Consider the following 25809-nt stretch of genomic DNA (forward strand, 5'->3'; position numbering starts at 1 on the left):
ACACAGTTCGTCGCCGACGGCGAGTCGGGATCTCTGCAGGTCAGCCCACGGGGCGCACCCTGTTAGCAGGGCGCCGATCTGCCCGACCGTGGGTGTGCTCAGTCGCAGACAGTAACAATCAGCGGCTTGAGTGCCGTTTGCCAACAAGCGTGCCGATTTGCCAACTGTGCTGCGTTGTCACACCGGTCGGCAGCAGGCGACCTGTGCGCGGCAGCCCGGCCTCTGTCCACAGGCGATCCATGGTCCTTGGAGGTATGAACGATGACGAGCAGCAGCAGCCGGCCCCGCGCCGGGGGAAGGTCCTTGAGGCCCTCGTCCAGGCGGAGCGGAAGGTCTTCACCCGGCCCGCACCGAAGTCCGCGAATACACAGGTGAAATTCTTCCTCAAGCGGATGAAGGCGTCAGCGAAGACCCTGGCGGAGCGCGTGGGCACCTCGACTCGCACCATCGAGCGCTACCGCGCCGGGACGCTGAAGAAGCCTCAGAAGCGGCTCCAGGCCGCACTGGTGGAGGCGACTGAGTCAGAGTGGCAACCGCAGGTCAGAGCACAGGCACGCGAGCGGGCAGCCACCTCCGGCGGCATGATGGTGCGCACCGTCGCCCACTTCGGCTTCACCGCCCGAGGGTCCTCCGACGACGGCCGCGAGCGGCACATCAGCACCGAGATCTCACCCACCTACGCGAAGCAGATCCTCCAGCTTCAGGAGGCCGGTGCGACAGAGGAGGAGCTGCATCCGATCGTCGCTGCAGCCATCACCGAGTCCTATTTCACGGACTGGGGCGCCCGCTGCCAGGGCTTGACGGCGGATTTCACGGACGTTCAGTCAATAGAGTTCGAGTTCTGACACGGCCGAATTCCGGACCTGCTATAAACCATATTCGGCGGGTCGCCGCACAGCGCTCTGGCGGCGGCCCGCTCCCGAATCCGCACCATCAATGCGAGGCCGACGATGACCACTTTCCGGCGCACCGCCCGCCGTCCGCTCGCCTCGCGCGTCGCCGCGCCCCGTGAGCCGGTCGACCCGGCCCACATCGGCCGCCGCGTGGTCCGGCGCCGGGCCAAGGGCATGGACGCCGGCGCCGTCGCGGCGGCCCTCGAGGAAGCACGGTTCGACGCCCGGCAGGACTCGCGGCACGAGGACCTGGCCCCGACGACGTCCGCGGCCCGGCGGAGCTCGCGGAGTGGGAACGCATCGCCCAGCTGCTCGCCGCCGCGGCCCCGGGCACCGTCTACGACCCGGACACCGACGACGTCGTCCAGGCCGAGCTCGCCGCCGACGCCGCGGCCGCCGCCACCCGGGAAGCCGAACTGCGCGAAGCCGCCCGGATCGCGGCCCGCACCGATGAGCTCCAGGCGCTGCGCGAGCTCGGCACGCTGGAGCAGACCGAGCCCCGCGAGGGCGACGAAGCCGTACGCGACGAACTGACCCGCCGCGCCGGCGACTACGTCCAGGCCGACGTCGACGGCTGGCTCGCCCACGCCCTGGCCGCGCACCTCGGGCACTACCGCGACCCGGCTGCCCGCGAGGCCGCCGCCAGCCTTCTGCCGCGGCCGGTCCTCGCGCACGCCGCGCTGCTCACCGAACTCGCCCGCCTGGTCCCCGGCGCCGGCGTCGACCAGCTGGCGTTCGCAGCCCGGCTCGCCACCACCGAGCCGGAAGCCGCCGGCGCCCTCGCCGCCTTCCTCGCCCGCGCCCGACCCGAGGCGAGCTGACCTCACCCCGCGCCGCCTCCCAGATCCCCCGCACGCTGGGAGGTGACCTGGGAGCCTGGGAGGCAGAGGGTGCGTACGCGCTCCCCGAACCGCGTCACGCTGACAGTGAGTGAGCGTGACGCCCGTGTCACGCTCCCCTCGAAAAGTGTCACGCCGGGTGTCACGCCTCTGCGAATACGTGCATGTTTGTCCGTTTCTCGGAGTCCGCAGGGGCCTCCAGGGTCGAGTTTCGAGGGTTGGACCGTGACACTCAGGTCTGACCTGGCGCGCACTCGTGAGCAGTACGGAACGTAGTCGCGGGCCAGGTTCTTCCGGAGTGGTCCCGGGCCCGGTTGCCCGGCGATACCGTGGTGAGACACGCCAGTTCTGCCCTCTGGAGCCCTCGATGAGCGAACAGCCGGCCCCCGCCGACCACGCCCGTCAGCAGCTGGAGCCCGCGGCCGCCGACGCGGTGCGCGCGTACGCGGCCAAGACCCGCGCCGACGCCGACCGGTTCGCCGCCGTCCTGGAGGACATCGCCACCAACGGCCTGCCCGACCCAGAGCAGTGCACCCCGTGGGAGGAGCTGCGCGAGGCCCACCTTGCCCGCCTCGCCGCTCAGCGCCCGGCCGTCGCCTGATGGCCCCGCAGCACGGCCCTCGCCGCGCCCGGATCGCGTTCTCCGACTCCGCCGCGAAGCAGCTGGAGAACCTGACCAGCGAGGCGGAGATCCACGCCCTGGACCGCGCCCTGGTCGTCGTCTCCGTCGATCCCGACGTCGGCGAGCCGATCCCCGGCGACACCGCCGGCCCCCAGCTGCGCGAGTACGTCGACGAAGTCGAGCGCGTACGCCTGTTGTACTGGGTGACGGCGCTTCGGACCGTGGTCGTAGTCGCGTACCTCGAGGTCTGACCCGGGAAGGAGCCGCAGTGCCGTCCATCGTCCAGGAGCTCTCCGGCCACCGCGACCTCGGAGGGCTCCGCATCCTGCTGGACTGCCCGGCTCGACACCGCCTTGCACCCTTGCGCCCCGACCCCGGACGCTGCGTCGCGAGCCGCGGCCGGCGTGTTCGGCGCTGACCGGTCCGGAGACGGCCTTGCACCCCATTAGACGTGGTCTCATTTGGCGAGTCTGCGGTAGCAGATGAGGCTGCAGGCGATGGCTGTGAAGGCCAGGAAGTGTTCGGCCTTTCGCTCGTAGCGGCGGTGCAGGCGACGGCAGCCGGCCAGCCAGGACATCGTGCGCTCGATCGTCCAGCGATGCCGGCCAAGCCGTGTGGATGACTCGATTCCCTTGCGGGCGATGCGGTGCCGGATGCCTCGCTTGCGTAGCCATCGGCGCAGGTGGTCGTAGTCGCGACGGCCACCTTGGCCGAGCGGCCGAGGGCCTGGACGAGCAGTTTGTAGGGCTTGGCCGCAACCTGGCCGGAGGGCTGGAGGTAGTAGCCCTCGGCGATACGGATGGGGTCGATGGAGTCCAGCGGCACGAACGCGTCGATTTCGATCGCCTTCGCCGTCGGCAACGGCAGGTTGCGTAGGTCCTCGTCCGTGATCGGGATGACCTGCGTCTTGGTCAGCTCGTAGCCCTTGCCGATTTCGCTCTGGGAGACCTCACGGTCCTCCAGCTCGCACACCTTGCGGTACCGGACGCGGCCGCCGTCCGGCACGTGGAATTGGTGGAAGCGGATCGAGTGCTCCTCGGTGGCGCTGACCACGTTGATCGGCACGGTGACCAGCCCGAACGAGATGGCGCCGCTCCAGATGGTTCGGGGCATGATGAACCTCCGGCGTAGCCCCGAGCATCACCAGCGTACGAAGCGCGCACACCGCACGCACGGCAGCGGGCAAGATCCAGGACCCAGCAACTGCCCCCGGAAGTACGCGCAAGTGACCAGGTCGAGGACCTGCTTAGGGTTCTTCCACTGGAAACACACAGAACCGCGCCGAGATCTGGGGCCAGAGCTGCGCCGCCGGTGTGCTCGAAGGGGGGCACCGCTTTGTCTACCGGCGGTAGAATCGGTTGTATGAGCAAGCCGACCAGCATCAAGACCAGCGAGGAAGTGCGTGACCGGCTGCGCATTCTCGCTGCCGAGCGCGGCACCACCATCACCGAGTTGCTGGAAGAGTTCGCCACCCGGGAGCTCACGGCAGCCGAGCGTGAGCAGCGGGCTGTTGAGGCTGCACGTGAGCTCGGGATCGAGTACACCGAGCAGGTCCAGCAGACTGGCCAGGACGCCTGGTCGAAGATCCGCGCCCATCAGGGCGGCGCCGCCGCATGAACCTGACGGCCGTCCTGGACCACACGGCTCTGGCCGCCCTGTACCGCGCGGACTCCTTCTTCACGGGCCTCTACATCGAGGCCTCGCGTGGCACTGGCCGGGTCATCATCCCGTCGCTGTCCATGCTGGCCGCCGAGCGGCAGGTCGCTGGTGCGGGCAAGCATGCGGCGTCCCTGCGGTTCGCGGAGAACATGCCGTTCACTGCGGCGCACGCGGTGGATGCGATGGACTGGAGGAACGTCGACTGGCCGGTGGCGCACGCGGCAGCGATCGCCTGGCAGGCGGTGAAGGCGGGGGAACCACTCACTGTTTTGTCGTTGGAACCCGAGCTGTACGCGGGTACCGGCATCACTCCTCTGAACCCGACCTGACCTTCGGCCTGGTGGGTCTGCTGTGCTGGCCGCAGCTCTGTGCCCGCTGGTCGGAGGACTGCCGGACGGGGGCGTCACGGCAGGGGACTTGAGTGCGGGGTGCCTGCCGCCCTACCGGTTCACGGCTGGTCGATGCCCAGGTGATTGCGGCGGGCGGTGACCAGGGCGCGCCACCGCTGACGGGTGGCTGGTTCACCGTCGAGCCACCGGGCGCCGGTCACCTGTGACAGGGGCAGGTCGGCCATGTAGTGGACGACCAGGGCGTCGGCAGCCGTGTCGAGTCCCGCGTCGGCCTCGGGTGGGTCGAGGGGTTCCCATACGGAGTCGCTTACGTACGTCCATGCGGCGGCGGTGAGCCAGTCGAGGTTCAGGCGGTGGTCGCGGGCGAGGCGCAGGCCTTGGCGCAGGCAGGCAATCAGCAGCAGCCTGCCCGGCCCGGGGGAGTTGTTGTGCTGTTCGCCAAGGGTGGTGAAGGCGCACTACACAGCCTGCTGCCAGTCGCGCTCACTCCAGCGGTCATCGGTGGTGTCGTCGGCGTTGCGTACGGCGGAACGGATCAGGCCGTGGAGGTGGAAGGGCCACAGGCCGAAAGAGTCCTCGCGAACGAAGGGGCGCTCGGTCAGCCGCAGGGCGGGGCCAGAGCAGGTCGTTTCTCATAGTGCCCGAGAGTGGTGTCCCCTGTCAGCTTGACCCTGTCCGTTTCACCCCGGTTCAGGCGCGGCGATCGTCGGCACTGCCGGGCGCAATGCGGTGAACTGCACGTTCGACCGCCAAGACGTGCGCGCCGTTGAGACGGTCGTCCATTGGCGTCACCGCCCAACGAGCACAATCCGGACAACGACACGGCCACGACAGCACACGGACGAGGCTCTTCTTTGACCGTGAGCTTTGCAAACAGGATCGAGAGCCGGGCGGGGCAGTGGTCCACTGGCTACCTCCCATACCCCGAGAAACCCCACTGAGTAGCGGACCGTTTCTCCCTGCCGCTATGTATGGATGGCGTCCAAGCGGGGCGACCTTGGCGCTCTGCCGCGCTCTCCTCATCGCGCGGCCCGACCCCTGTCACGCTCCTGCCTCTCCTCACTTCACGATTGGTGGCCGAATCAGGGGTCGTTCGTCGTACGGAGTGTCTCATTCCGCCCTTTACCACCATTGCGACTGCGTGAAAGCGTCACATGAAAGGTTCAGAGGAAGGAGTGACTGGAATGCGCACTGCGTTAAGAAACCTCACGAGGATCACCGCCGTAGCCGCGATAGCGTTCCTCGGCAGTCCAGCATACGCGAGTACCGATGCTGGCACAGAAAAGGGATTCGTCCAGGTGGACGGGGGGGCGGCTGGCTGGGTCTCGCTGAAGTATCTGAATGAGCATCCGGATGCTGTCCCTGGGATCTCCGTGACGAAAAGCAAGGCTCACTCGCGCCTCGTGGGGCCGGCCAGCGCCCACCCATGCGACGACCAGGTTTGCATGGACATCACGGGCACGGGGTTGACCGTCGACAAGTGGACCAGCACGGCGGCCGGAAACGTAGGCTGTACCATCGCTACGGGCGACTGGCTCCACGGAACTACCTACGGCGCGAAGCACAGCGGACTAATCTGCTCCGACAGCAGCGGCCCGGGAATCTACTACTGGGCCCACGGGCCCAAGGGGCATTACCCGAACGGAACCGAGGTATGTACCTACTGGGACGAGATCAGTGGGTATCCTTGTGCGGAGATCCACAACTAGAAAACGATTTCCGGAGGCTCCTGTGAATGAAAAAGTTCAGGTACATTCGGGAGCCCGGCCCGATGGCTTGGAGTGGCAAGTCAGGGTCGATAATCACCTTCATGGTTCACTCGGAGTAATGCTGCACCTTCATTTCGGTGAAGAGCATTCATCGGGAGGATTTCGGCGAGGTCAGGACCGCAAGGAAAGGCCAGTCATTGTATCGTTTGGCCAGGCGGAAAATCTACCCCCATTCGTCGTCGCTTGCACATTGCCATCGGTAACGTCGTTGACCGCAGAGTTGAGTGATGGGGCAGATCAAGAGCTCACTCTTTCACCCGTGATCGAGCCTTTCGGCCTTCGCTTCGCTGGAGAACCCCTACCGGATGGCGCGGTACTGGCTGGATACCGATTCGAAAACGACTCGGGCATGCACCGATATTCGCTTCCTCTCCCTCAGGGATGGCCGGGTGGGATGCAGATGGGCGGAACAACGTCGAGTTGGAGACCAATCGGAGATCCTGCGAACGAAGCCACCGACCACCATGACTGACAATGCTGTGGCCGGGACCAGATCGCCCGACCCGGCAGGACTTGTCTCGTCTCGTCACGTTGGCCAGCCGGATCCCCCCCCATAGCCTCAACCTTGCCAGACGGTCCGCCGACGGAGTCGGCGGACCGTCTGGCTCTATGTAGCTGTAACTGCAGCCACCTTGTGTCTGCGCTCCGCATAGACGGTGTCGTCCTCACCCAGCGGGAAATGCCGGCGAAGACGAACGAGATCACCGCGCTCATGGCCCTCCAGGATCCGCGCGATGCCTTGCACGCGCAGTACGCCTCGATTCTGGGTACGGGGGCGGCGCGCAGTTGGGCCTTGAGGTGGGCGATGGCGGCCGCGCGGCCGGCGGCCGCGGACGGCAGGCGCTGCTCGGCACAGGCGGGGCGGCTGCACGAGCTGCGTACAGCCGCGCTGCCCCGGCTGGCGGCGTCCAGACGCACCGTCCACCGGCGTCCCGCACTCGCTCGTCCGGCTCGCTCCCCGCAGCCTGCGTCATCCCGTTCTTCCTCCGGCTTCCGTGTCGCTGATCGCCGCCCCGATGCCTGCCGTGCCCGATGGCCGCAGCGGCGGGCCCACCGTACGCGGCACCAGGGCAGAGATCGGTGAACTCGCCCTGTAGCGTGCGGTGGACTCGCCGCCTCGCGCAGGGAAGGCGCATGCCAGGCTGATCTATCCGTCGTGGAGTGCCGGCGGGCGCCCGTTTCAGGAGACGGCCCCCGCCGATCGTTCAGCGGCTGGCGTCCAGGTAGGCCTGGCGGGCGATGACCAGGCCGCGCCAGCGGCTGCGGGTGTGCTGTTCGCCGTCGAGCCACCGGGCTCCGGATGCCTGATCGAGGGGCAGGTCGGCCATGAACTGGGCGATGTCGACGAAGTAGGCGTGATCTTCGTCGGATGTCTGTTCTCGTAGCCGGGCGAGTGTGGCGTGCAGTGCCGTGTGGTCGTCGAGGACGGCCTGGTGGAAGGCGCAGGCCAGCTCGATCGCGGGTGTCAGCGAGGCGAGGCCCGCGATATCGAGTTCGGTGCGCAGCGTGGCGATCTGGTTGTCGACGCTGTCACTGCCGGCATCGCGGATGAGTTCGGCCCGGCGGACGTTGATGGTGGTGGCGCGCAGGTTGAGGCCAGCCAGGAGCTGGTAGGCAAGGTCGATTTCCGCAGTGGCCTGGTCGGGGTCGTAGAGAGCGATGGCGAATGCGCGCAGGGCCTGGTTGTGGGCGGCCTCGCCGGCCTTGCCGTGCTGTTCGGCTTCGGTGCGTCCGGCGAGGTATGCCGCGGCGGCACGCTCGGGTTGGCCTTGGAGCCAGTACAGGTCGCCCAACACGCGTTGGTGGCGGCCTTCCCAGCCGAGAATCTGGGCTGCGGCGAGGGCGGTGGGGAAGTCGCCGGCCAGGCGTGCGGCGTGGGGCCAGACCGCGGCGGGCGGCCGGGGCGAGGCGGCCGCCCTGGTCGGCAACCTGCTGGTAGTCGCGGCGGGATTGTGCGTCAGTGAGCCAGTCGAGGTCGAGGACGTAGTCCCGGGCGATGGCGAGACCCTGACGCAGGCAGCCCACGAGGAGCCGGCGGTCGCGGCTGGTGCCGGCGGTCCACTGTTCGCCCAGCCCGCTGGGCGGCCTGGTGCCAGTCGCGCGGAGACCAGCGGTCGTCGGCGTGATCGTCGGCGTCCCGGACGGTGGAGCGGATCAGCCCATGCAGGTGGAAGGGCCACAGGCCAAATGGGTCCTGCCGGACGAAGGGGCGTTCGATCAGGCGCAGTGCCGGCGCCTCGTGGGTCAGGCCGGCGGCTCGCGCGGCGAGCGGCAGGTCGAAGGCGTCGAGCAAGGACACAGAGCGCAGTACGTGCCGCTCGGGCGCGGTGAGGTCGGAGAGGGTGCGGGCGATCAGGGCGGGGAAGTCGTGGTCGAAGTCGGCCGGGGCGGGGCTACGGCCGGTGCGGTGGATTTCGAGGAACCGCATCACCGACAGGTCGAGGTAGAGCGGCAGGCCGTGGGAGCGGCCGGTGATGACCTGGCGGATCTCCTCGCTGATAAGCGGTTCGCCGTCGCGGGTGAGCCGGCGGGCGAGGTGGTCGTCGCAGTGAGGACCTGCCGCGCGTGGCTGTGGGGCGGCTGGGCGGCGCGGGCCGCCGGGACGGCTGCGGGGAGGGCCAGGCCCGGCCAGGCGGTCGGGACCAGGACGCCCTCCACCCACTTGATCAGCGCCCGCAGCTCGTCGTCGTACTGGGCGTCTGCGGATGGTTCGGCGAGGTAGCCGGCGTCGGGGGAGTCGAGCAGCAGGATGAACGGCGGGTACTGCCACTCGTCTTCCGTGTCCCCCTCGTTCTCCGTGCCCTCCTCACTGGTGCCACCTCTGGACGGAACACCCCGTCGCCGTCGCCCGCCTGCACGCGTGCTGGCTGGCCTGGCAGGAACTCACCGACCCCGTCACCTGCGGCTACACCGGGCCCAGCGTGTGGCACCGCGACCATTTCGACCCCTGCGTACGCGAGCTGCGCAGCTCCAAGGGCCCCTTCCAGGGCTGCACGAAGAACGGGCACCAGGTCACGCACCGCATGCCCGACCTCACAGGGCAATACACCTAGTGCCCAGTGCCTGGCGTCGTGAAGACAGCTGACGGAGAGGAAGCGGCATCCCTATCGCCATCAAGACTCCGCCACTCCGTGCGGGTGGTCTTGTCACGCCTGGCGCTGAGCCATCCTGCCTTTTGGGCAGCAACGCGCTGTTCTGAACCGCATGCAGAAGTCAAGACAGCAGCGCAGCCAGGTCCGCGTGACGTTGTTGTACGGCATGGCAGTACTTGTGGGGATCGCCCTGGCGGGGGTTGCCATGTGGCAAGTGCCCTGGCAAATGGACAAGATTTACCTCAACAACGATCTCCCGCTGCCGGTGGCGACCACCGTGACCGGGGTGCGCACCAGCCTGCTGGCCATCGGCGCAGGCGGCCTGGCCGCGGTCGGCATTCTCTACACCCACCGTACCCTGCAGCACACCCGAGAGAGGGACGACGAGCAGGCGGAGCTGACCCGGGAGGGGCAGTACACCGACCGGTATACCCAAGCGGTCACTCAGATCGCCTCCGACGAGCCGGTTCAGCAACTCGGCGGCATCTACGCGTTGGAACGCATCATGCGCGACTCAGAAAAGGACCACGTCACCATCGTTGAGGTCCTCGCTGCGTTCGTACGCGAACACGCACCAGCCTCACTCCCCCCTTCAACTCGGCACCGCTTGCGACGCGCTCGCCGGAACTTGCGCGCCGGAACGCCGGTCACGCCAGCGCAGCGCGAAACCTATACCGAACGGGATCTCTGGGAACCGCACCGACCGACCGAACCAGTCCAGGCAGCATTGACCGTGCTCGGCCGCCGGCCAGAGGGACGTGACGAGCCTTTCCACATCAACCTGGCTTGGACGGATCTACGCCGAGCAAACCTCGATAATGCGCGCCTTGAAGGGGTGAACCTGGCCAACGCTCGCCTTGAACGGGCGACGCTAGTCGAAGCTCGCCTTAAGGGGGCGTCCCTGATCAAGGCTCACCTGGAGTGGGCCACGCTGGTACAGACTCGCCTTGAGGGCGCGGATCTGACCGGCGCCCACCTGGAGCATGCAGCCATGAACGGCGTCCACCTTGAGGGCGCACATCTGACCGGCGGTGCCCGCCTTGACGGTGCGGGCATGTACGGCGCCCACCTTCAGGGCGCGGATCTGACCGACGCCTACCTGTGGGCGTATCTGTTCGGCGCTCACATGGACGGGGCAGAGCTAAATGAAACCCACCTTGAGCTGGCGTCTCCAAATCTGACGGCCGCCCAAGTGGTTTCGGCCCGACCGCGGCGCTCTACCCATCTGCCGGAATACCTTGCGGCAAATGATGATGTCAGGGCGCGAATCATCGCTGTTGAAGAGGAAGAGAACCGCCGCGTGTCTGGTTAATTCACAGGACTTGAGCCAGAGCCGCAACTCACTTGCCGTCTCACTCGATACGGACGCGTCGGCCATGCTGAGCTGGTCGCGGGCAGCTCGCACGGCCAACCGGGCTGTATGTGATGATCATTTCACGGTCGTGAGGGGGCGGGGCGTGCTTCTGCGGCAGTGATCCGCAGGCGTGCCATACGCTCGCGGTGGCGGAGCCAGTACGCCGCCGCCCCATCCCCGCCGGACCGGGCCGCTCACGGCCGGAGGCCTGCCGGATCGGCTGGGACGCGACCGGCCTGACCTACGCCGGTGCCTCCCTTTCCACGGTCGCCGCGCAGAACCTGTACGAGGGCTCCGGCATCCCCTCCCGCACCGTCGCAGCCTGGCTGCAGCGCATCCACGACGGCACCGGCCTGACCGGCATCGACGTCCTGGTCCTGGACGAGGCCGCGATGACGGACGACCGGGCCAGTCTGGCGCACCGGCGCCCGTGAGCAGGCTCTGAACCTGCTGGCCGACCGCGGACGCATCCACGCCACCGACAGCGCCGACCACGCTCACCGCGGCATCCTCACCGCCTGGAACGAGGAACGCGCCCGCTACAGCGACGCGTACGACATGCTCGACAACCTCGTCGTGCTGGCCGCCCGCAACAGTGACGCGGCCCTGCTGAACGCCGGAGCGCAGGCCCTGCGCCGGGCGGCCGGCGAACTCGGCCGCAGCCACCGCTACGCCCTGCCCGGCGGCGACCACCTCACCCTTAGCGTCGGCGACGTCGTCCGGGTGCGCACCAACGACTACCGCTCGCGCCGCGGCACCGGCCCCGACGTCCTCAACGGCTACCGCGCCGTGGTCACCGACATCGCCGGCGACCACCGGGTCCAGATCACCTGGCGCCGCAAGAACCCCGACGGCACGGCCCACACCACCCAGGCCTGGCTGACCCCCGGCCAGATCACCGCCGGCGCCCTCTCCCTGGGCTACGCGATGACCATCGCCTCGTCCCAGGGCCTGACCACCGACACCGCCCTCGTCTACGGGCTGGGCGCGAACGCGTACGCCCTCTACCCCGGCATCACCCGCGCCAAGGAGGCCAACCACCTGTGGCTGCCCGCCGCGGCCCTCGAGGACCCCGAAACCCGCGCCCGGCTCGGTGATCCCCGCGACGAGGCCGAACTCCTCGAGCGCGCCCTGCAGGCGTACACCGCGCTGCTGCGTCAGGACCGCGCCGACGCCATGGTCAGCGACCAGCTGCGCGCCATCCCCGAGCCCGTGGCCCCGCCGGCGCCCGCCGCCGGCGAACCCGACTTCCCCGCCTGGAGCGACCGCGACGTCCGTCCGTACGGGGCTCTGGCCTCCGGACAGCTGGAGGCACGGCTCGCCAAGGCCCTGCGCGCGGCCGCCTCCACCGAGCACGCTGCCGACGAACAGACCCGCCAGGCCCGTGAACTGGCGGCCGCCGCGGCCGAACAACCCTGCGCCGGACAGCGCATTGCGCAGGCCGCGGCCGCCGTCCTCGCCGCGGCCGACCAGCTGGCCGCAAAGGCCCAGCAGGAGACCGGCATCGCCCGCCGCGCCGCGACCGTGGCAGAGCAGGCCAAGGGCATCAAGGAGCGCATCGAGGCAGCCGCCGGCCGCAGCCGGATCGCCCTGCGGCTGGCCGGTACCTCCCGCGCCGAACAGCAGGTCCTGCTCGCCCAGTACACGCGGCAGATGGCCGACGCCTACGACGAGCAGCAGCGCGCCGAACGTGCGGCCACCACCACCCGGCAACAGGCCTGGCAGACGTTGCGCACCTCCCCCTACACCGAGGCCTTCGGCGCCCAGGGCGCGCTCGGCGAGACCCCCGCCGACCCGACGGCCCTGCGGCAGCAGCTCGCCGCGATGCACGCCCACCTGCCCACCCTGGCCACGCAGATCGACACCGCCCGCGCCGAAGAGGCCCAGCAGGCCCGGCATGAGGCCGTCGAGCTGAGCGCCAAAATTCCGCCCCTCGGGCGCTGCTGCGGAAGCTGGCGCTGGGCCTGTTCGCGGGCCTGACGGGCGCGCACCGCCCGCGTCGGCTGACTCCAGGGTGCACGAGCCGGGACGGCCTGGCTCTGACAGCGGCTGACCGCCGCCACCACCGCCGCGGTCACACTCCGGATGTTCCGTCGGCTCGGACATGGGCCAGCACCTGGTCGGCCAACTCCTGCGGGGTCAGCTCGCCGTCCAGGAAAACCGTGCCGCTGGGCAAGGTGTCGGCCGCGGCCATACACCGCTCGATCCTCTCCTTGCACCAGCGCCGAACCTTCTCGTCCTGCTCAGGGTTGTCCGGGGTGAAGCTCCGGCCGTCGATCCTCTGCTCCAGAACCTCTTGCGAGACCTTGAGGAAGAAGTGATGGACGTCTATGCCCTCATCCTTCAACGCGCCGAAGATCTCACCGACATAGCGAGGGTTGACCAAGGTCATGGGGGCCAGGACCGGACGGCGATACTCCTCGACAAGTCCCACCGCCAGGTCGGCGACCTGACGTCGCCACAGCCGAAGATCCTGGAAGTCGCCGGTCGGCACCTCCACGATCTCCCGCAGCACATAGCCGACCATCTCCGGGTCATAGACCAACACCTCGGGCCAGCGCGGACGTAACTCGTCCACCAGCGTGGTCTTCCCGCTGCCGAACGCACCGTTCACCCAGACAATCAACGCGATCCTCTCACCCCGTTGCCATGCCCCCGCGTCGGGCCCAACATGTTGGATCAGCATGCCGCGCGGTGGGGGTGGGGCCAATTTCCACTGCCAGAGAAGGTCCGAAAGATCGCTAAGTGGGGCCGAGACCCGCTGCCGAGCAGAGCCAGCTGCCGTTGTCGAAGCCAACGGCCAGCGGGGCGACGCGGAATCAGGCGCTGTTCAGCTGCGCCGGCGTCTTGGCGGAGGGCAGGGCGAGGGAATACAGGCGCTCACGGACGCGGCGCACGACGGGCGAGTCGGCGCCGTGGATGTCGGTGGCGATCGTCAGCAGCTCGTTGCCCAGTCGCTGCCGGTCGGCCTCCGGGGGCATGGCCCGCCACAGGCTGTAGGCGCGGCGGGTGGCCTCCTCGACGTCCGGATGCCCGGGGCCCTGGATGGTGACCCGGAGTTGTACGGCGTGCAGGTACCAGGCCAGTCCTGTGGCGTGATCGGCCATCAGGGCGGCGAGGTAACCCCGGACTTCGCGCACCTGGACGGTGTGCAGGTGGACCTCGCCGTACTCGGCGGTGACGTCCTGGTCGAGCTGGGCGGCGAGCGCGGCCGCGTCGTCCATGCGGCCGCCCTGGGCGACCTCCGCGACCTTGACGAGGCGGGCCCGCAGCGTCTCGGGGGCCAAGCCCTGCCGGACACCGTCGGTGCCGGTGGCGGATGCGGTCCAGAACTCCGGTGTCACGGTGCCCCAGGGTCGGTAGAGCGGCTCGGACATGGACGATCTCCCCTGTCGTGGTGCGAGCGTCACCAGTCCACCACACGGCGGACCTCGGTGATGCGGGTCATGTAGCTGGTGGAGTTGCGCCAGCTGCTGTACGTGACGATTCGGACTTTCAACCCGGTACGCGGCGCCTCGATCAGTAGGCCGTCGCCGATGTACATGGCCACGTGCCCGGGATTGGCGTCGGAGCCGTCGGAGCCCGGATTGAAGACGAGGTCACCGGGCTTGGGTTGGTCGATGCCGACCTGCTTTCCGACGTTGACCTGGTCGTAGGTGACGCGTGGGATGTCGACGCCGGCCGCCTTGTAGGCCTGCTGCACCAATGAGGAGCAGTCGCACCGATGGGCGGGGTCGTGGCCGAGGGCGTCGGTGCAGTCGCCGCCGAGGTGGTACTCGCCGCCGCGCTGTTTCAGGGCCCAGGCCACCGCGACGCGGACCTGCTGGGGGGTGCCGTCGGGCAGTTCGTACCCGGCCGGGAGCGTGCCGTCCGCGCTCGCCGCGGGCGCGGAGAACCGGACCGACATGGCCATGATGTTCTGCACGTAGTCGTACGTCTGCCCGCCGGCGAAGCTGCGCGGCGGTACCCCGCGGAACTCGATGACGCGCTGGAAACCGGCGTTGTAGCCGGCCAGCGCCAGCTCGATCGGGGCCCCGTTGTAGTCGGGATGCTGCTTGGCCTTCTTGAGCAGGGCGCACATGAATCTGCCCTGCGCCGGGATGGCGTCCTCGGGATCGAGCACGTCCTTCTTGCCGTCCCCGTTGCCGTCGACCCCCCAGGTCTGCCAGGTGCCGGGTATGAACTGGGCGATGCCCTGAGCGCCGGCGCCGCTCGGGGGCGGGTTCGGGTTGAAGCCGCTCTCCTGCATGAGCTGGGCCGCCAGCACGCCCGGTGACAGGCCAGGGCAGTCGGAGGCCGCCTGCATGATGAGCGGGGCATACTGCGGCGGCACCCCGTCCTTGCCACCGATGCGCAGGCCGCCGATCGGGTTGGCGACGTTGCCGTTGTCGTCGGAGAACGTGGCGATCAGCAGCACCAGGCCCAGGCCGAGCGCCACGGGGGTCATGACGAACCCGAGCCCCAGGGTCAGCAGCCACTTCGCCCCCGTCTTCCCCTTCATGCGGTCCCCCTCCTGACCCGCATTCAGATTTGCACCCTCAAATCTGAAACTCGACCTCCGGCATGGGAACCGGTGTCCGAATACACGCGTGATGATGTGTGACAGTACGCCATCGCCGCACATCAATGGGACGGGTGAAACTCCCTTGTTGGACACGCTAGTTGCGCATGTAAGGTTCCAGATGGGGATGTCGGTCATGGCGGCGTGCGCGTGATTAGCCCGCGCAAACGCTAAATGGAACGTACGGGGGTAATAGTGGGCAAACAGCCTGTCGCCGCTCCGGTACTGCCCGCGGGGGCGCGGCTGGTCGTTCCGGTGATGGCTGCCACCGGTGGCAGCGGACGCAGCACCGCAGCGAGCCTGTTGGCCGCCGGACTCGCCGTCAGCGGGCCCACTGTGCTGCTCGACCTGGCACCGCGCCTGTCGTCGCCGTGGCCGGCACGGGTCGCCGAGCAAGGCGCGGACGGGCTGGCCACGCTGTCACCCGATCAGCCTCTGACCCGCACAGCACTGCAGGAGGCGTGCGCGACCGCTGCCGGGATCAACGGCGCCCGGTGGCAGGTGCTGGCGGACGGACGGGAGTGGCACGCGCAGCCGCTCACGCTGCCCGAGCCGCCGGCCGCGTGGTACCAGCTGGCCGCCATCGGCGGATGGCAGGCGGTCGTCGCCGACACCGTGCACCCGCTCGCCCACGACATCCTCGCCTCCCGCTGCGCCGGCGAGTTAGGCCTGACACGCGGCTGGTACGGCCTGCCCTACACGGTGCCCGTAGTGTGCACGGCTGCAACGGCTGACGGCATCCAGGCCCTGCAGCAGGCCGTGATGGCGCTGCACGCCGAGGGTCTGCCGCTCAATCGCACGGTCGTCGTCCTGGTCGCCACCGGCGACGGCCGCCCACCGGCCCCCGTGCGAGCCGGGGCCACCATGCTCACCGCCCGCACCGCCGCTGTGGTCCACCTGCCCTATGACCCGCACATCCGCGCTTACGGGCTGATGGCCGCCCGTCTGCGCACGCGCACCCGTCAGGCGGCCGCACAGCTCACCGGGGCCGTTCTCGCCGCAGCACACACCACATGGGGCGAGCCCTTGCCGGAGGCGCCGCAGCCGGCTCCGCTCCCGCCCGCAGTACCCGCCCGTTGACGAGGAATCGGACATGAGCCAGATCCTGACCACCCTGCACACCGTCACCACGGACCCTCACTGGCAGAACCTCGCCGGTCCCGTCCCCGGAGTCACCCCGTCGATCCCCGACGACGTCAACAAGCCCGTACAGACGATCCTCAACTGGACCGCAGGACTCGGTCTCGCCGGCGCCGTACTCGGCGGACTCCTCGGCTGGGCCGCCGTCGCCGTCGGCCACAACAGCGAGCGCGCCGCTCTGGCCGCACGCGGCAAGCAGGCCATTCTCTGGAGCCTGTTCGGCGCCGGCGGGATCGGCGTCACCGCGGCACTCGTCGGCACCTTCTACAACATGACCAAGTGAGGTTCCCGTGGTGAGCGACAACAAGACCACCAGGGCCCGGCTCACGCTCGCCGCGATCGGCGTTCTGGTGGTCGGCGCCCTGGTCGGCGGGGGCATCACCGCGGCGACCCTGATCGGCGGAGACGACAAGCCGTCCGCCAAATCGTCGCCGTCGGGGGAGCCGTCGGCCAAGCCCACTCCGTCCGGCAAGGACGGCTATGAGGGATACACACCCGCAAAGGTCAAGCCGATCGTCCTCGACAAGCCCACCGGCCAGAAGGACGGACTGAGCACCGGCTTTTCCTTCAGTGCCAAAGGTGCGATCAGCACCGCCGTGTACTTCTGGGAGGAGTTCGCCTTCCTGGACGACCAGAAGGCCCGCCAACAGCTGGACGCGATCGTGTCCAAGGACGATCCGAGCTACGTGGACCAGCAGGTGTCCGAGGTGCGCAAGCTGCGCGAGGACGCCGGCCTCCCGCCGTCCGGCGGGACCCCCGCCGGGATCACCTTCACCACCAACGTGAACGCCGCCGTGTGCAACTCGCTCGACCACACCGGCAAGATCCTCCAGGTCTGGCTCAACTACGACCGGTACGCGACGAAGGCGGACGGAAGCCCGGACACCGACCCGTTCAAGGACCAGGACACGCATCTGATCCTGAAGTGGCAGGACGGCGCCTGGAAGATCACGAACGAGCCCAAGTACGCGAAGCAGCTTGCGACCCCGACTCCGTACCTCCCGAACTCGAACCTGAGCTTCCGGGCGGGCTGGCGGCAGGTGCAGCATGCGGGTTGAGCACCGGCACACGCTCGCCCGACTGGTCGTCGTGCTGGCCGTCCTGCTGGGTTGTGTCGGCTCCGGCCTGAGTAGTGCCCCCATGGCGAGGGCCGCGGATGACCCGAAATACCACCTCGGCTATGGGCCGGACAGCGGCAAGGTGTGCCCGGTCGACTTCACCGGCGGTGGTACCTGTGGCATCGACAAGCAGGGGAACTACTGCGACCTCGATGCGATCGGTGACCCCAACATCTGCCGCCCGCCGGAGGCCGGTGAAATCCCGGGCACCAGCGAGACGTGCGAGGGCGGCCCGGTGCAGTCGGGCTGTTCCGAGAAGGAATCCCACAAGGTCGAGACGGAGAAGCTGAAGAAGTGGCGCAAGAGCGCCATCGCCGCCGTTCAGCGGGGCGACCTCAGCAGGTCCGACTACGACACGCTCAACGACTTCATGACCAAGTGTGTCGACAAGGGCCAAACCTTTGCCGACTGCCAGACCCTGGCGACCAAGGAGTACGGGGCCATCGGCACGAGCTTCTCCAAGTGGATCGGCAAGAAGCTCTCCCAGGTAGCCCGGGACGCGCTGGAGGAGGCCGCCCAATACATCGGCAACGCCGTGGTCTGGCTCCTGCAGCAGTTCGCCGACCTGTTCAGCAAGACGTCGGTCATCAACCTGAACTCCACCGGCATCAGCCAGCCGATGGGGATCGCGACTGCCCTGTCCATCGTGCTCGCCGTCTTCCTGCTGCTCCTGCAGTTCGGGAAGGTATCGATCAGCCACCAGGGCGCTCCGGCGGCGACCGCCCTGTCCGGCCTGGCCAAGTGGGCAGTCATCTCCTCCGCCTACTGGACGGTCACCACGACCACCCTGCAGCTGTCGGACTCACTGTCCAACTGGATCATCAGTTACTCCTTCGCGGGCGGTGGCAAGATCCACGGTTCACCGGCGGACGCCATGAAGGCCCAGTTCGGGAAGATGTTCGGCGGCTTGATCTTCGGTGGTGGGGGTTCCTCGACCGCCGCCGGTGCACTGATCACCGGGGACGGAATGGCCGCGTCGGCGGTCGGTGTGGTCATCGTCATCGGCATCATCTGCATCCTGGCGATCGGCGCCCTGTGGGTCGAGATGCTGCTGCGCCAGGCCGGAATCATGATCATCGTGTCCACCATGCCGATCGTGCTGGTCGGGCAGATGTCGGACGCGACGAAGGACTGGTGGCCCAAGGCCAGGGACGCGCTGCTCGCGCTCATCCTGATGAAGCCCATGATCACGTTCTGTTTCGCGATCGGCTTCTTCGCGATCGAGCAGGGGTCGGGCGTGCAGAACATGCTCGTCGGACTGGTCATCTTCCTGATGGCATGCTTCTGCTGGCCCGCCATCGCCAAGTTCATGACCTTTTCCTCACTGGGCGCCGGAGCCGCCACGGCGGGCGGACTCATCAGCTCGCTCGGCTCGTCGGCCGCCTCGATGGGCGGCGGCTACCGGCCCCAGCTCGGCGGGGCGGGCGCAGTCGGCGGAGGCCCCGCCTACACCCGGGCCTTGGAGCGGGACAACGCCCAGACCCAGGCGAGCGGAACCAACGCCCAGGGCGGCGGGGGCTTTTGGACCAACGAGTCGCTCAAGGCCCGTCTGAAGGGGCCTGGCGGCCGTCTCGGGACCCGTGTGGCCGGTCCGCTCGGCTTGGGCCTGCAAGTCATGGCCATGGGCAAGGACACGCTCGAGTCCGGTATGGCCAACACCGCCGCGCACGCCGGCCTCGACTCCGCGTCCCCCGGCGGCCGCCACGTGGTCATCCCGCCGCGCGGTCCTGATACCGCGAACCTGCCGCCCACCGCCCAGGAGCGCGCACCGCAGCCGCGCCCGGACAACTCACCGGTGATCACGGGACCGCCCAACACCGACATCTCCTCGCCGAGGGAGGGATAGCCCATGTCCAGCTCCACTCCCGTCACCTACGGAGGATGGCAGTCCGAACGCAGCGGGTTCATGGGCCGACTGTCCGGAACCGGGTTCGCCCTCGTCGTTGGCGGCTGCGTGCTGCTGCTCACTCCACTCAACCTGGGCAGCTGGACCGCCGCGTTCATCTGCGTGCCGCTGGCCGCCGTGCTGTTCGTCCTCGCCTTCGGGCGGGTGCTGGGCCTGAGCGCCGACGAATGGATCCTTCTCGCAGTAAGGCATCAGATCAACGTGGCCACCAGGCGCAACATCTTCCAGTCAGGGGCCTTCGCCCCCCGCTCCAAAACGACCGGGCAGCAGCCGATGGACCTGCCCGGAGTGCTGGCCCGGCTGCGTTTCCTGGAGGCCCCGGACGGCCTCGGCGGCACTCTGGGCGTCTCCCACGATCCGGTCGCGAACACCTACACCGCAGTCGCCCGGATCACCTTCCCCGGCCTGGCGCTCATCGACAGCGACCGGCAGACCGCGCGGGTTGCCGCCTGGGCTGGCTTCCTGCGCAGCTTCTGCACCGAGGACTCGCCGATCGTCCGGATCGCCGTGCACCAGCGCTGCCTGCCCGACGACGGCGCTGCGCTGCGCTCGTGGACCGACCGGCACCTCGCGCCTGACGCTCCGAGGGAAGCCGTCGCCGCGCTCACGGAGCTGATGGAGGGCGCGGGTCCGGCCGCTACCACCCGCGAGACCTACCTTTCGGTCACCCTGTCCGCGGCCAAGGCCCGGCTGGCCATCAAGGGCGCCGGCGGCGGTCAGGTCGGCGCAGCCGCGGTTCTGGTACGCGAGCTGCACGCCATGCACAGCGCCCTGTCCTCGGCGAGCCTGCAGGTCGTCGAGTGGCTCGCTCCCCGGACCCTGGCCCAGGTGATACGCACCGCCTACGACCCGGAGGCGCAGCTGATGCTCGCCACCCGCAACGCCGCCGCCCAGGCGCCGGATTGGCAGGGCCTGGAGCCCGGCGTGGCATCGGAGCTGGCGGGCCCGGCATATGCCGAGACCGACTGGGGCACCTACCGCCATGACGGTGCGTGGACCGTCTCCTACCAGGTGCGGACCTGGCCGCAGGCGGACGTCTACGCCACGTTCCTGCAGCCGCTGCTCAGGCCCCGGCAGAACGCCCGGCGGAGCTTGAGCATCGTTTACGAGCCGATCGGGCCGCGCCGGGCACGCCAGGACCTCGCCCGCGAGAAGGCCAGGCGGGAGTCCGCCCGCAAGCTGCGCGCTAAGACCGGCCAGGACGAGTCCGCCGACGAGCTGCTCGAATCGCAGAAGGCCAGGGCGCAGGACGTCGCCCGCGCATCCGGACAAGGCGTGGTGCGGCTGACCGCGCTCCTCGCCGTCACCGTCACCGACCTCGGCGAACTCGAGACCGCCTGCGCCGAGCTGCAGGCGGACGCGGCCGCCTCCGGGCTGGAGCTGCGCCGCATGTGGGGCGCCCAGGACGTCGGCTTCGCGGCCGCCGCGCTGCCGCTGGGGCAGGGGCTGCCGGACCGGAGGATCGGATTCTGATGCCACTGCTGTTCAAACGCCGCGACGCCGGCGACACGGCGTTGAAGGAGTCCGCGTTCGGCCAGGCCGCCGTCCCGGCCGAACTGCCGGTCGAGGCGGTGCCGCCCGCACCGAGCACCCGCGACCAGCGTCGCGCACGGCTGCTCGAAGACCCCGACACGGTCATGCGGATCGCCCCGAAGAAGGGCTGGGCGCATCCGTACGCGGGCCGCGCGGCCTCACTGCCCAAGGTGGAAGTCGTGCGCGCCGACACCGCCAACTCCGCGGGTGCCTACCCATTCCTGCACGCCGCCTCCCTCCCGCCCGTGGGCGCGTACATCGGGCAGAACACCCTGACCACCGAGGCGTTCTCCGCGCACCCGGCGGTGTGGGTCAAGGAGGGGCTGTGCACCAACCCCAACGTGATGATCACCGGCATTCCCGGTTCCGGTAAGTCCGCGCACATCAAGGCCCTGTGCTTCCGGCTGATGGCGTTCGGGCATCGCACCCTCATCGCCGGCGACGTCAAGGGCGAGTACGCCGCTTTGTGCCGCCACCTGGGGGTGGAGCCGGTACGGCTCGGCCCCGGGCTGCCCGGCCGCGTCAACCCGCTGGACGCCGGACCGCTCGGCCAGGGCCTGGACAAGATCAAGGACCCAGGTGAGCTGCGGGACAGGCTGAGGGAGATCCACCGCCGTCGGCTGACCCTGCTCAAGGCGCTGTTGGAGCTGCAGCTGCGCCGCACCCTGCTGCCGCAGGAGGAAGAGGCCCTCGACGTCGCGGTGCGTGAGGTCACCGGCGAACTGCACGGGCAGACCCGGCTGGAGACGCCCACACTGCCGCTCGTCTACGACAAACTGCGCGACCCGACCGACGCCATGGCCACCGAGCTGCGGGTGCGCGACGGCGAGGTACAGCGGGCGCGCGAGCAGATGGAATCCATTCGTTCCGCCCTCGGCGCCATGGTCAACGGGCACGTGACCGGTCTCTTCGACGATCAGACCAGCATCGGCCTGGACTGGGACGCGCCGATCCAGAGTGTCGACATCTCCGCCCTCGAGCAGTACGGCGACGAGACGGTGGCCATGGTGCTCACATGTGTCTCCAGCTGGGCTCAGGCGGCGATCGACCGGCCCGGCAGCCGGCCGTGGATCGTGGTGCGCGACGAGCTGTGGCGGCAGATGCGGTCCGGCGGCGCCTCCCAGGTCAAGAAGATCGACGCCGACCTGCGGCTGTCCCGCGCGACCGGTACCATTCAGGTCCTTGCCACCCACCGTCTGAGCGACTTTGAGGGCGTCGGCGCCGCGGGATCCGAGGCCGTCAACATCGCCAAGGACCTCATCAGCTCCTGCGAGACCCGCATCCAGCTCGCCCAGGACACCCGCCCGCTGCGGCTGACCCGCGAGGCGATCGGCCTGACCGATGCGGAATGTGACCTGATCGGCTCCTGGGGGGCTGGACAGCGCGGCCGCGCGCTGTGGAAGGTCAGCCGCGGCGGCGGTAGCCACGCCGTGCAGCTGATGCTCTCCCACACCGAGGAACAGCTCTTCGAGACCGACGAGAAGATGGTGATCTAGGTGGCCGGGAAACCCGCCGACGGCGGGCTCGACGACAACACCCTGCTTGCCGCCTACGCCGCAGGCCTCGCCGTGGCGCTGGGCGGGGCAGTGCTGCTGGCCGCCCCGCTCGCCGCCCTGCTGTCCGGCCGAGGCTGGGCCCACGCGACGGCCAGCGTCCCTGAAACCGTGCTGCGCGCCCTGGTCAACGGCCCCGGCGCGGTGTTCTCTCCCGCCCCGCCCGCCTGGCTGTTCTACCTGCTGACCGTGGTGCTGGTGCTGACGTTCTTCGTGCTGCTGCTCAAGGCCGTCACCAAGCTGAACTTCGGCGGCCACACCGGTGGCGCCCAGTGGGGCGGTGCGAAAGTCGAACGCAACCTCAAGGCCCCGCAGGACCCGAAGCTGCGGGCCAACCGCATCACCGCCGGCCGGGGCATGAACACCAAGAAGATCGTGGCCGCCCAGCCCAACATCAGCGCCACGGTGTTCGGGGTGCCCGGCTCCTCCAAGACCACCGGTCTGGTGCTGCCCAACGCCGCCGAATGGCAGGGCCCGCTGGTGGTGACCACCACCAAGGCCGCCGACCTCGACATCATGTACGCCCGCCGCCGCGCCCTGGGCCCGGTCTGGGTGATCGCCCCGGCCGGGATCCCGGGACGGGAGACCAACAAGTGGTCCCCGGTGGAGTACTGCACCGACGCCAAGGCCGCCGACCGCATGGCCGCCTGGATGGCCGAGGCCTCCGCCTCCAGCGACGACAAGCGCGCCGCCCCCTGGGTCGACCAGGCCAAGAGCGTCCTCAAGGGCGTCCTGCTGGCCGCCAACCTCTCCGGCGGCGGCATCAACGCCATGCGCCGCTGGCTGTCCCTCGGCAAGGACGCCGTCGACCACGTCCGCTCCGTGCTGCAGCAGCACGGCTACAACGAGGTCGCCGACGACTACGCCTCCCCGTGGCTCCGCCTGCACGAAGACGGCATCGGCTCCATCCAGTTCAGCCTCAATGTCCTCGCACGCGTCTACGCCGACGAAGAGGTTCGCGAGACTTGCGCCGGCACCGACTTCACCGTCGAGGACCTGCTGACCAAGAACGGCACCGTGTGCCTGATCGCCTCCGAGGCCGACGCCGAACGGTTCGCCCCGCTGCTGACCTCGATCATCGCCTCGATCATCCACGGCGCCGAGGTCGCCTACAACACCACCGGCAAGCCCCTCGACCCCGGGCTCGGCGTGCTCGTCGACGAGGCGGGCAACATGCTGCGCTACCCCCGCCTGCCCAACATCCTCACCACCGGCCGCGGCATGGGCATCGTGGTACTCACCGTGTGGCACGACCTGTCCCAGCTGCGCGACCGGCTCGGCGTACAGAAGGCCAACACCGTGCTGTCCGCCAGCGGTCTGCGCATGCTGCTGCCCGGGTGCGGCGACCTGGAGACCCTGCGCTACTTCTCCGGCCTCTACGGCCGCACCGAGGTGGGCAGGACGTCGACCGGCCGCTCGCGCGGCGAGGTGTCCACCAACACCACTCCCACCGAGACCGATCTCGCGCCCGTACATTCCCTGCAGCAGCTGGACGACTTCACCGCCATCGCCCAGTACTCCAACAAGGCGCCGATCAAGGTGAAGATGCGGCTCACCTTCCGCGACAAGGACCTCAAACGGCTGCTGGCGGCCCCACAGCCGACCGCCGAAAACGGGCCGCTGAGCCTGAACAAGGCAGCGGCACCTGCGGTGGGAAGGGCGGGCCGTGGCTGACTCCCTCGGCAACCCGGCCGCCCTGTGGCCCGCCGGCCCGCCGGCGTCGGCCACATCGCCGCAGCCGCGCCGCTGGGTGTGGGCGGCCATGTCCCCGCCCGAGCGCCGTGCCCGGCTACGCGAGCTGCGCACCTGGGTGGAATGGCTGCGCCACACCGCCGAGCTGCACAACGAGATCCCGCCCTGCTGGTATCGCCACCGGTGGGTGCGGGAGATGCTCACCGCCCTGTACCTGGGCTGGCTGCGTACCTACGAGGGTGAGAAGACCCCGGGGCGCGAACTCGCCGAGGCCGAGTGGATCAACACGGTGCACGCGTTCAAGCCGCACATGAAGCTGCCCGCCTGTGTCGGCGGCCACCAGGAGCCGCCTCTGCCGCCTCCACCGAACCCCCAGGCCGACGAGGAGTGGGAGTTGTACCTGGCCACCTCCACCGACACCACCGACCCGGCGGTGCACCCGGCCGAGGCCGAGGTGCGGCGGATGGCCGCCGAGCTGGACCCGCCGCTGTGAGCCAGCGGCCCCGCAGCAGGTAGCACGGGGAGAGGCGCATGGGGGATCGATTCGCGACACCGGAAGACGTGCGACGCCACTGGCGCCTTGAAGAGGGGGACCGCTTCCGGATCACCGAGACGAAGGACGAGGCCACCAACCGCCGGTCCACCGTCTAGCGACGGGAAGAGCGCGCGAGCGAGGTCGAGCTGGTCGGTGAGGCCCTGGTCGTCGCCCGAATGCACTACCCCGACGTCGGACGCTACCAGTGGGGCGTCTTCCACGCGCATCGGCATTCGCCCCCCAACCGACGACCGACCAGGTCCGGCAGCAGGGCCAGTCACGCTGACCCGTGTCGCCCCCCATTGGACCCAACGGGGCTAACGCTGGTTGGCCGGGCGGAAGGGCCGTCGTCTTCGGTGGCTGGCTCTGGGCGACGCCCATATAGAATTCTTGCCTATTTCTCCTCGTTCTACATTGACGGAGCTGATGCCTGTCGGCATAGTCGGAGACATGCAGAACAAGGAGAGCGAGGTAAGAATGCGCGGGTGGTGTTGGTGAAGCTCACCATCGAGGGCGCTTCACCCGAGTTCGAGCGGCAGTTCCTCGCGCTCATCGCCGAGCATCGCGATGACTTGACGCTGACCGCCGGCACCGAGTGGACCGCCGACCGGGCCGAGCGCTACCTGCGCTCGCTGCCCGCGAACGCCCGGGCCTTCGCCCGCATGGTCGTCGATGCCGACGGCTCGATCGACGCGGACCTGTTGCGCGAGCGCTTCGCCAAGCTGAACGGTCCGGCCATCGCCCTGTCCCGCGCTGTACCGCGCGGCGTGCGCAACGACTGGTGGCCGGAGGGCACTCCCGAGCCCATCGGCCCGCTGTATGACCCAGACAACCCTTCGTGGCAGCGTGCCATCCGCTATGAGATGGCCGCCGAACACCTGCCTGCCTTCCGGGAGGCCTTCCACCGCATCACCACTCTCGACGGGAAGGAGCCGTCTTGACCTCCCCCACCCCGTTGCAGGCCGCGCGTCCGTCCAGCCAGCGCGTGCCGGACACCCGCCTCGACTGGCAGCACGCCCCCGGGCGGGCCGCCACGGAGTACGTCCTGCTCACCGAGGGCCTGGCCGCCCTGCTCGGGGTCGATACCGACCCGGCACCGCCGACCGGTGACCGCTAATGTTGACAGCAGGCAAGTGTGCGAATCGGGGGCACATGATCGACGGGGGATGCGCGTGATCGACCTGCCGTTCAAC

Annotated in this window: 27 protein-coding genes and 3 pseudogenes; 21 read left to right on the top strand and 9 right to left on the bottom strand. The window is 69.1% G+C overall.

Features of this window, described 5'->3' with window-relative positions; all coding sequences use genetic code 11:
• The first annotated feature begins 254 nt into the window (after positions 1-254).
• On the top strand, positions 255-845 hold the full coding sequence (tpg, locus tag ACWGJM_RS42030; protein ID WP_453417035.1) for a telomere-protecting terminal protein Tpg: 591 nt from the start codon (positions 255-257) through the stop codon (positions 843-845).
• Here tpg and ACWGJM_RS42035 read toward each other — a convergent pair.
• Entirely contained in the window at positions 821-1720 is a 900-nt protein-coding gene (locus ACWGJM_RS42035) for a hypothetical protein (protein WP_453417036.1), read from the bottom strand. The genes tpg and ACWGJM_RS42035 overlap by 25 nt on opposite strands.
• 379 nt (positions 1721-2099) lie before the next feature.
• On the opposite strand from ACWGJM_RS42035, the gene ACWGJM_RS42040 reads away from it, so the two are divergent.
• Positions 2100-2333: a hypothetical protein gene (locus ACWGJM_RS42040; protein ID WP_453417037.1), complete on the top strand. Its 234-nt coding sequence runs from the start codon at positions 2100-2102 to the stop codon at positions 2331-2333.
• Entirely contained in the window at positions 2333-2605 is a 273-nt protein-coding gene (locus tag ACWGJM_RS42045) for a hypothetical protein (RefSeq protein WP_453417038.1), read from the top strand. The genes ACWGJM_RS42040 and ACWGJM_RS42045 overlap by 1 nt, the downstream gene beginning before the upstream one ends.
• Before the next feature lie 206 nt (positions 2606-2811).
• Here the strand turns inward: ACWGJM_RS42045 and ACWGJM_RS42050 are convergent.
• Together ACWGJM_RS42050 and ACWGJM_RS42055 are read right to left on the bottom strand one after the other, a co-directional pair.
• Positions 2812-3183: pseudogene (locus ACWGJM_RS42050) on the bottom strand (transposase); the annotation flags it as partial.
• Positions 3099-3467: pseudogene (locus ACWGJM_RS42055) on the bottom strand (Ku protein); the annotation flags it as partial. The pseudogenes ACWGJM_RS42055 and ACWGJM_RS42050, both read right to left, overlap by 85 nt.
• A gap of 249 nt (positions 3468-3716) precedes the next feature.
• Between ACWGJM_RS42055 and ACWGJM_RS42060 the strand changes: the two are divergent.
• Both ACWGJM_RS42060 and ACWGJM_RS42065 read left to right on the top strand, forming a co-directional pair.
• A complete protein-coding gene (locus ACWGJM_RS42060) occupies positions 3717-3971 on the top strand; it encodes a ribbon-helix-helix protein (RefSeq protein WP_453417039.1) in 255 nt (84 codons plus the stop codon).
• Positions 3968-4342, top strand: coding sequence for a PIN domain-containing protein (locus tag ACWGJM_RS42065; RefSeq protein WP_453417040.1), 375 nt, complete (start codon positions 3968-3970; stop codon positions 4340-4342). Before ACWGJM_RS42060 ends, ACWGJM_RS42065 begins: the two co-directional genes overlap by 4 nt.
• 119 nt (positions 4343-4461) lie before the next feature.
• Here ACWGJM_RS42065 and ACWGJM_RS42070 read toward each other — a convergent pair whose 3' ends face one another.
• On the bottom strand, positions 4462-4587 hold the full coding sequence (locus ACWGJM_RS42070) for a hypothetical protein (RefSeq protein WP_453417041.1): 126 nt from the start codon (positions 4585-4587) through the stop codon (positions 4462-4464).
• Positions 4588-4716: 129 nt separating this feature from the next.
• On the opposite strand from ACWGJM_RS42070, the gene ACWGJM_RS42075 reads away from it, so the two are divergent.
• On the top strand, positions 4717-5001 hold the full coding sequence (locus ACWGJM_RS42075) for a hypothetical protein (RefSeq protein ID WP_453417042.1): 285 nt from the start codon (positions 4717-4719) through the stop codon (positions 4999-5001).
• A gap of 546 nt (positions 5002-5547) precedes the next feature.
• Positions 5548-6072 carry a hypothetical protein gene (locus ACWGJM_RS42080; protein WP_453417043.1) on the top strand — a complete coding sequence of 175 codons (525 nt, stop codon included), beginning with the start codon at positions 5548-5550 and terminating at the stop codon, positions 6070-6072.
• Positions 6073-7337: 1265 nt separating this feature from the next.
• Here the strand turns inward: ACWGJM_RS42080 and ACWGJM_RS42085 are convergent.
• Both ACWGJM_RS42085 and ACWGJM_RS42090 read right to left on the bottom strand, forming a co-directional pair.
• Entirely contained in the window at positions 7338-8060 is a 723-nt protein-coding gene (locus tag ACWGJM_RS42085) for a hypothetical protein (RefSeq protein ID WP_453417044.1), read from the bottom strand.
• A 29-nt stretch (positions 8061-8089) separates the two neighbouring features.
• Positions 8090-8794, bottom strand: a complete 705-nt coding sequence (locus ACWGJM_RS42090) for a hypothetical protein (protein ID WP_453417045.1) — start codon at positions 8792-8794, stop codon at positions 8090-8092.
• 157 nt (positions 8795-8951) lie between these two features.
• Here ACWGJM_RS42090 and ACWGJM_RS42095 point away from each other — a divergent pair.
• From ACWGJM_RS42095 to ACWGJM_RS42110, 4 genes and pseudogenes are all read left to right on the top strand, one after another.
• Positions 8952-9185, top strand: a pseudogene (locus ACWGJM_RS42095) (DUF4913 domain-containing protein); the annotation flags it as partial.
• A 151-nt stretch (positions 9186-9336) separates the two neighbouring features.
• On the top strand, positions 9337-10536 hold the full coding sequence (locus tag ACWGJM_RS42100) for a pentapeptide repeat-containing protein (protein WP_453417046.1): 1200 nt from the start codon (positions 9337-9339) through the stop codon (positions 10534-10536).
• Positions 10537-10724: 188 nt separating this feature from the next.
• A complete protein-coding gene (locus ACWGJM_RS42105; protein ID WP_453417047.1) occupies positions 10725-11012 on the top strand; it encodes an AAA family ATPase in 288 nt (95 codons plus the stop codon).
• Between the two features lie 124 nt (positions 11013-11136).
• Positions 11137-12558, top strand: a complete 1422-nt coding sequence (locus ACWGJM_RS42110) for a hypothetical protein (RefSeq protein WP_453417048.1) — start codon at positions 11137-11139, stop codon at positions 12556-12558.
• Positions 12559-12652: 94 nt separating this feature from the next.
• On the opposite strand, the gene ACWGJM_RS42115 is transcribed toward ACWGJM_RS42110, so the two are convergent.
• The 3 genes from ACWGJM_RS42115 to ACWGJM_RS42125 form a co-directional block, all read right to left on the bottom strand.
• Complete coding sequence (locus ACWGJM_RS42115; RefSeq protein ID WP_453417060.1) at positions 12653-13204, bottom strand: AAA family ATPase; 552 nt, start codon at positions 13202-13204, stop codon at positions 12653-12655.
• Positions 13205-13397: 193 nt separating this feature from the next.
• On the bottom strand, positions 13398-13955 hold the full coding sequence (locus ACWGJM_RS42120) for a hypothetical protein (RefSeq protein ID WP_453417049.1): 558 nt from the start codon (positions 13953-13955) through the stop codon (positions 13398-13400).
• Positions 13956-13984: 29 nt separating this feature from the next.
• Positions 13985-15079, bottom strand: coding sequence for a C40 family peptidase (locus tag ACWGJM_RS42125; RefSeq protein ID WP_453417050.1), 1095 nt, complete (start codon positions 15077-15079; stop codon positions 13985-13987).
• A gap of 255 nt (positions 15080-15334) precedes the next feature.
• Between ACWGJM_RS42125 and ACWGJM_RS42130 the strand changes: the two genes are divergently transcribed.
• The 10 genes from ACWGJM_RS42130 (at position 15335) to ACWGJM_RS42175 (ending at position 25733) form a co-directional block, all read left to right on the top strand.
• Positions 15335-16219 (top strand): hypothetical protein, encoded by an 885-nt coding sequence (locus ACWGJM_RS42130; protein WP_453417051.1) that lies wholly within the window; start codon positions 15335-15337, stop codon positions 16217-16219.
• Between the two features lie 13 nt (positions 16220-16232).
• Positions 16233-16562 carry a hypothetical protein gene (locus ACWGJM_RS42135; RefSeq protein WP_453417052.1) on the top strand — a complete coding sequence of 110 codons (330 nt, stop codon included), beginning with the start codon at positions 16233-16235 and terminating at the stop codon, positions 16560-16562.
• A 10-nt stretch (positions 16563-16572) separates the two neighbouring features.
• Entirely contained in the window at positions 16573-17337 is a 765-nt protein-coding gene (locus ACWGJM_RS42140) for a hypothetical protein (protein WP_453417053.1), read from the top strand.
• Positions 17327-19243: a hypothetical protein gene (locus ACWGJM_RS42145; RefSeq protein WP_453417054.1), complete on the top strand. Its 1917-nt coding sequence runs from the start codon at positions 17327-17329 to the stop codon at positions 19241-19243. Before ACWGJM_RS42140 ends, ACWGJM_RS42145 begins: the two co-directional genes overlap by 11 nt.
• A gap of 3 nt (positions 19244-19246) precedes the next feature.
• Positions 19247-20776 (top strand): SCO6880 family protein, encoded by a 1530-nt coding sequence (locus tag ACWGJM_RS42150; protein ID WP_453417055.1) that lies wholly within the window; start codon positions 19247-19249, stop codon positions 20774-20776.
• A 164-nt stretch (positions 20777-20940) separates the two neighbouring features.
• Positions 20941-22332, top strand: coding sequence for a type VI secretion protein (locus ACWGJM_RS42155; RefSeq protein WP_453417061.1), 1392 nt, complete (start codon positions 20941-20943; stop codon positions 22330-22332).
• Positions 22333-24063 carry a type IV secretory system conjugative DNA transfer family protein gene (locus ACWGJM_RS42160; protein ID WP_453417056.1) on the top strand — a complete coding sequence of 577 codons (1731 nt, stop codon included), beginning with the start codon at positions 22333-22335 and terminating at the stop codon, positions 24061-24063.
• Positions 24056-24574 carry a hypothetical protein gene (locus ACWGJM_RS42165; protein ID WP_453417057.1) on the top strand — a complete coding sequence of 173 codons (519 nt, stop codon included), beginning with the start codon at positions 24056-24058 and terminating at the stop codon, positions 24572-24574. The genes ACWGJM_RS42160 and ACWGJM_RS42165 overlap by 8 nt, the downstream gene beginning before the upstream one ends.
• Positions 24575-25110: 536 nt before the next feature.
• Positions 25111-25557 carry a hypothetical protein gene (locus ACWGJM_RS42170; protein ID WP_453417058.1) on the top strand — a complete coding sequence of 149 codons (447 nt, stop codon included), beginning with the start codon at positions 25111-25113 and terminating at the stop codon, positions 25555-25557.
• A complete protein-coding gene (locus ACWGJM_RS42175) occupies positions 25554-25733 on the top strand; it encodes a hypothetical protein (RefSeq protein ID WP_453417059.1) in 180 nt (59 codons plus the stop codon). The genes ACWGJM_RS42170 and ACWGJM_RS42175 overlap by 4 nt, the downstream gene beginning before the upstream one ends.
• The last annotated feature ends 76 nt before the right edge of the window (positions 25734-25809 follow it).

The sequence above is a fragment of the Streptomyces sp. NPDC054834 genome (assembly GCF_053611185.1).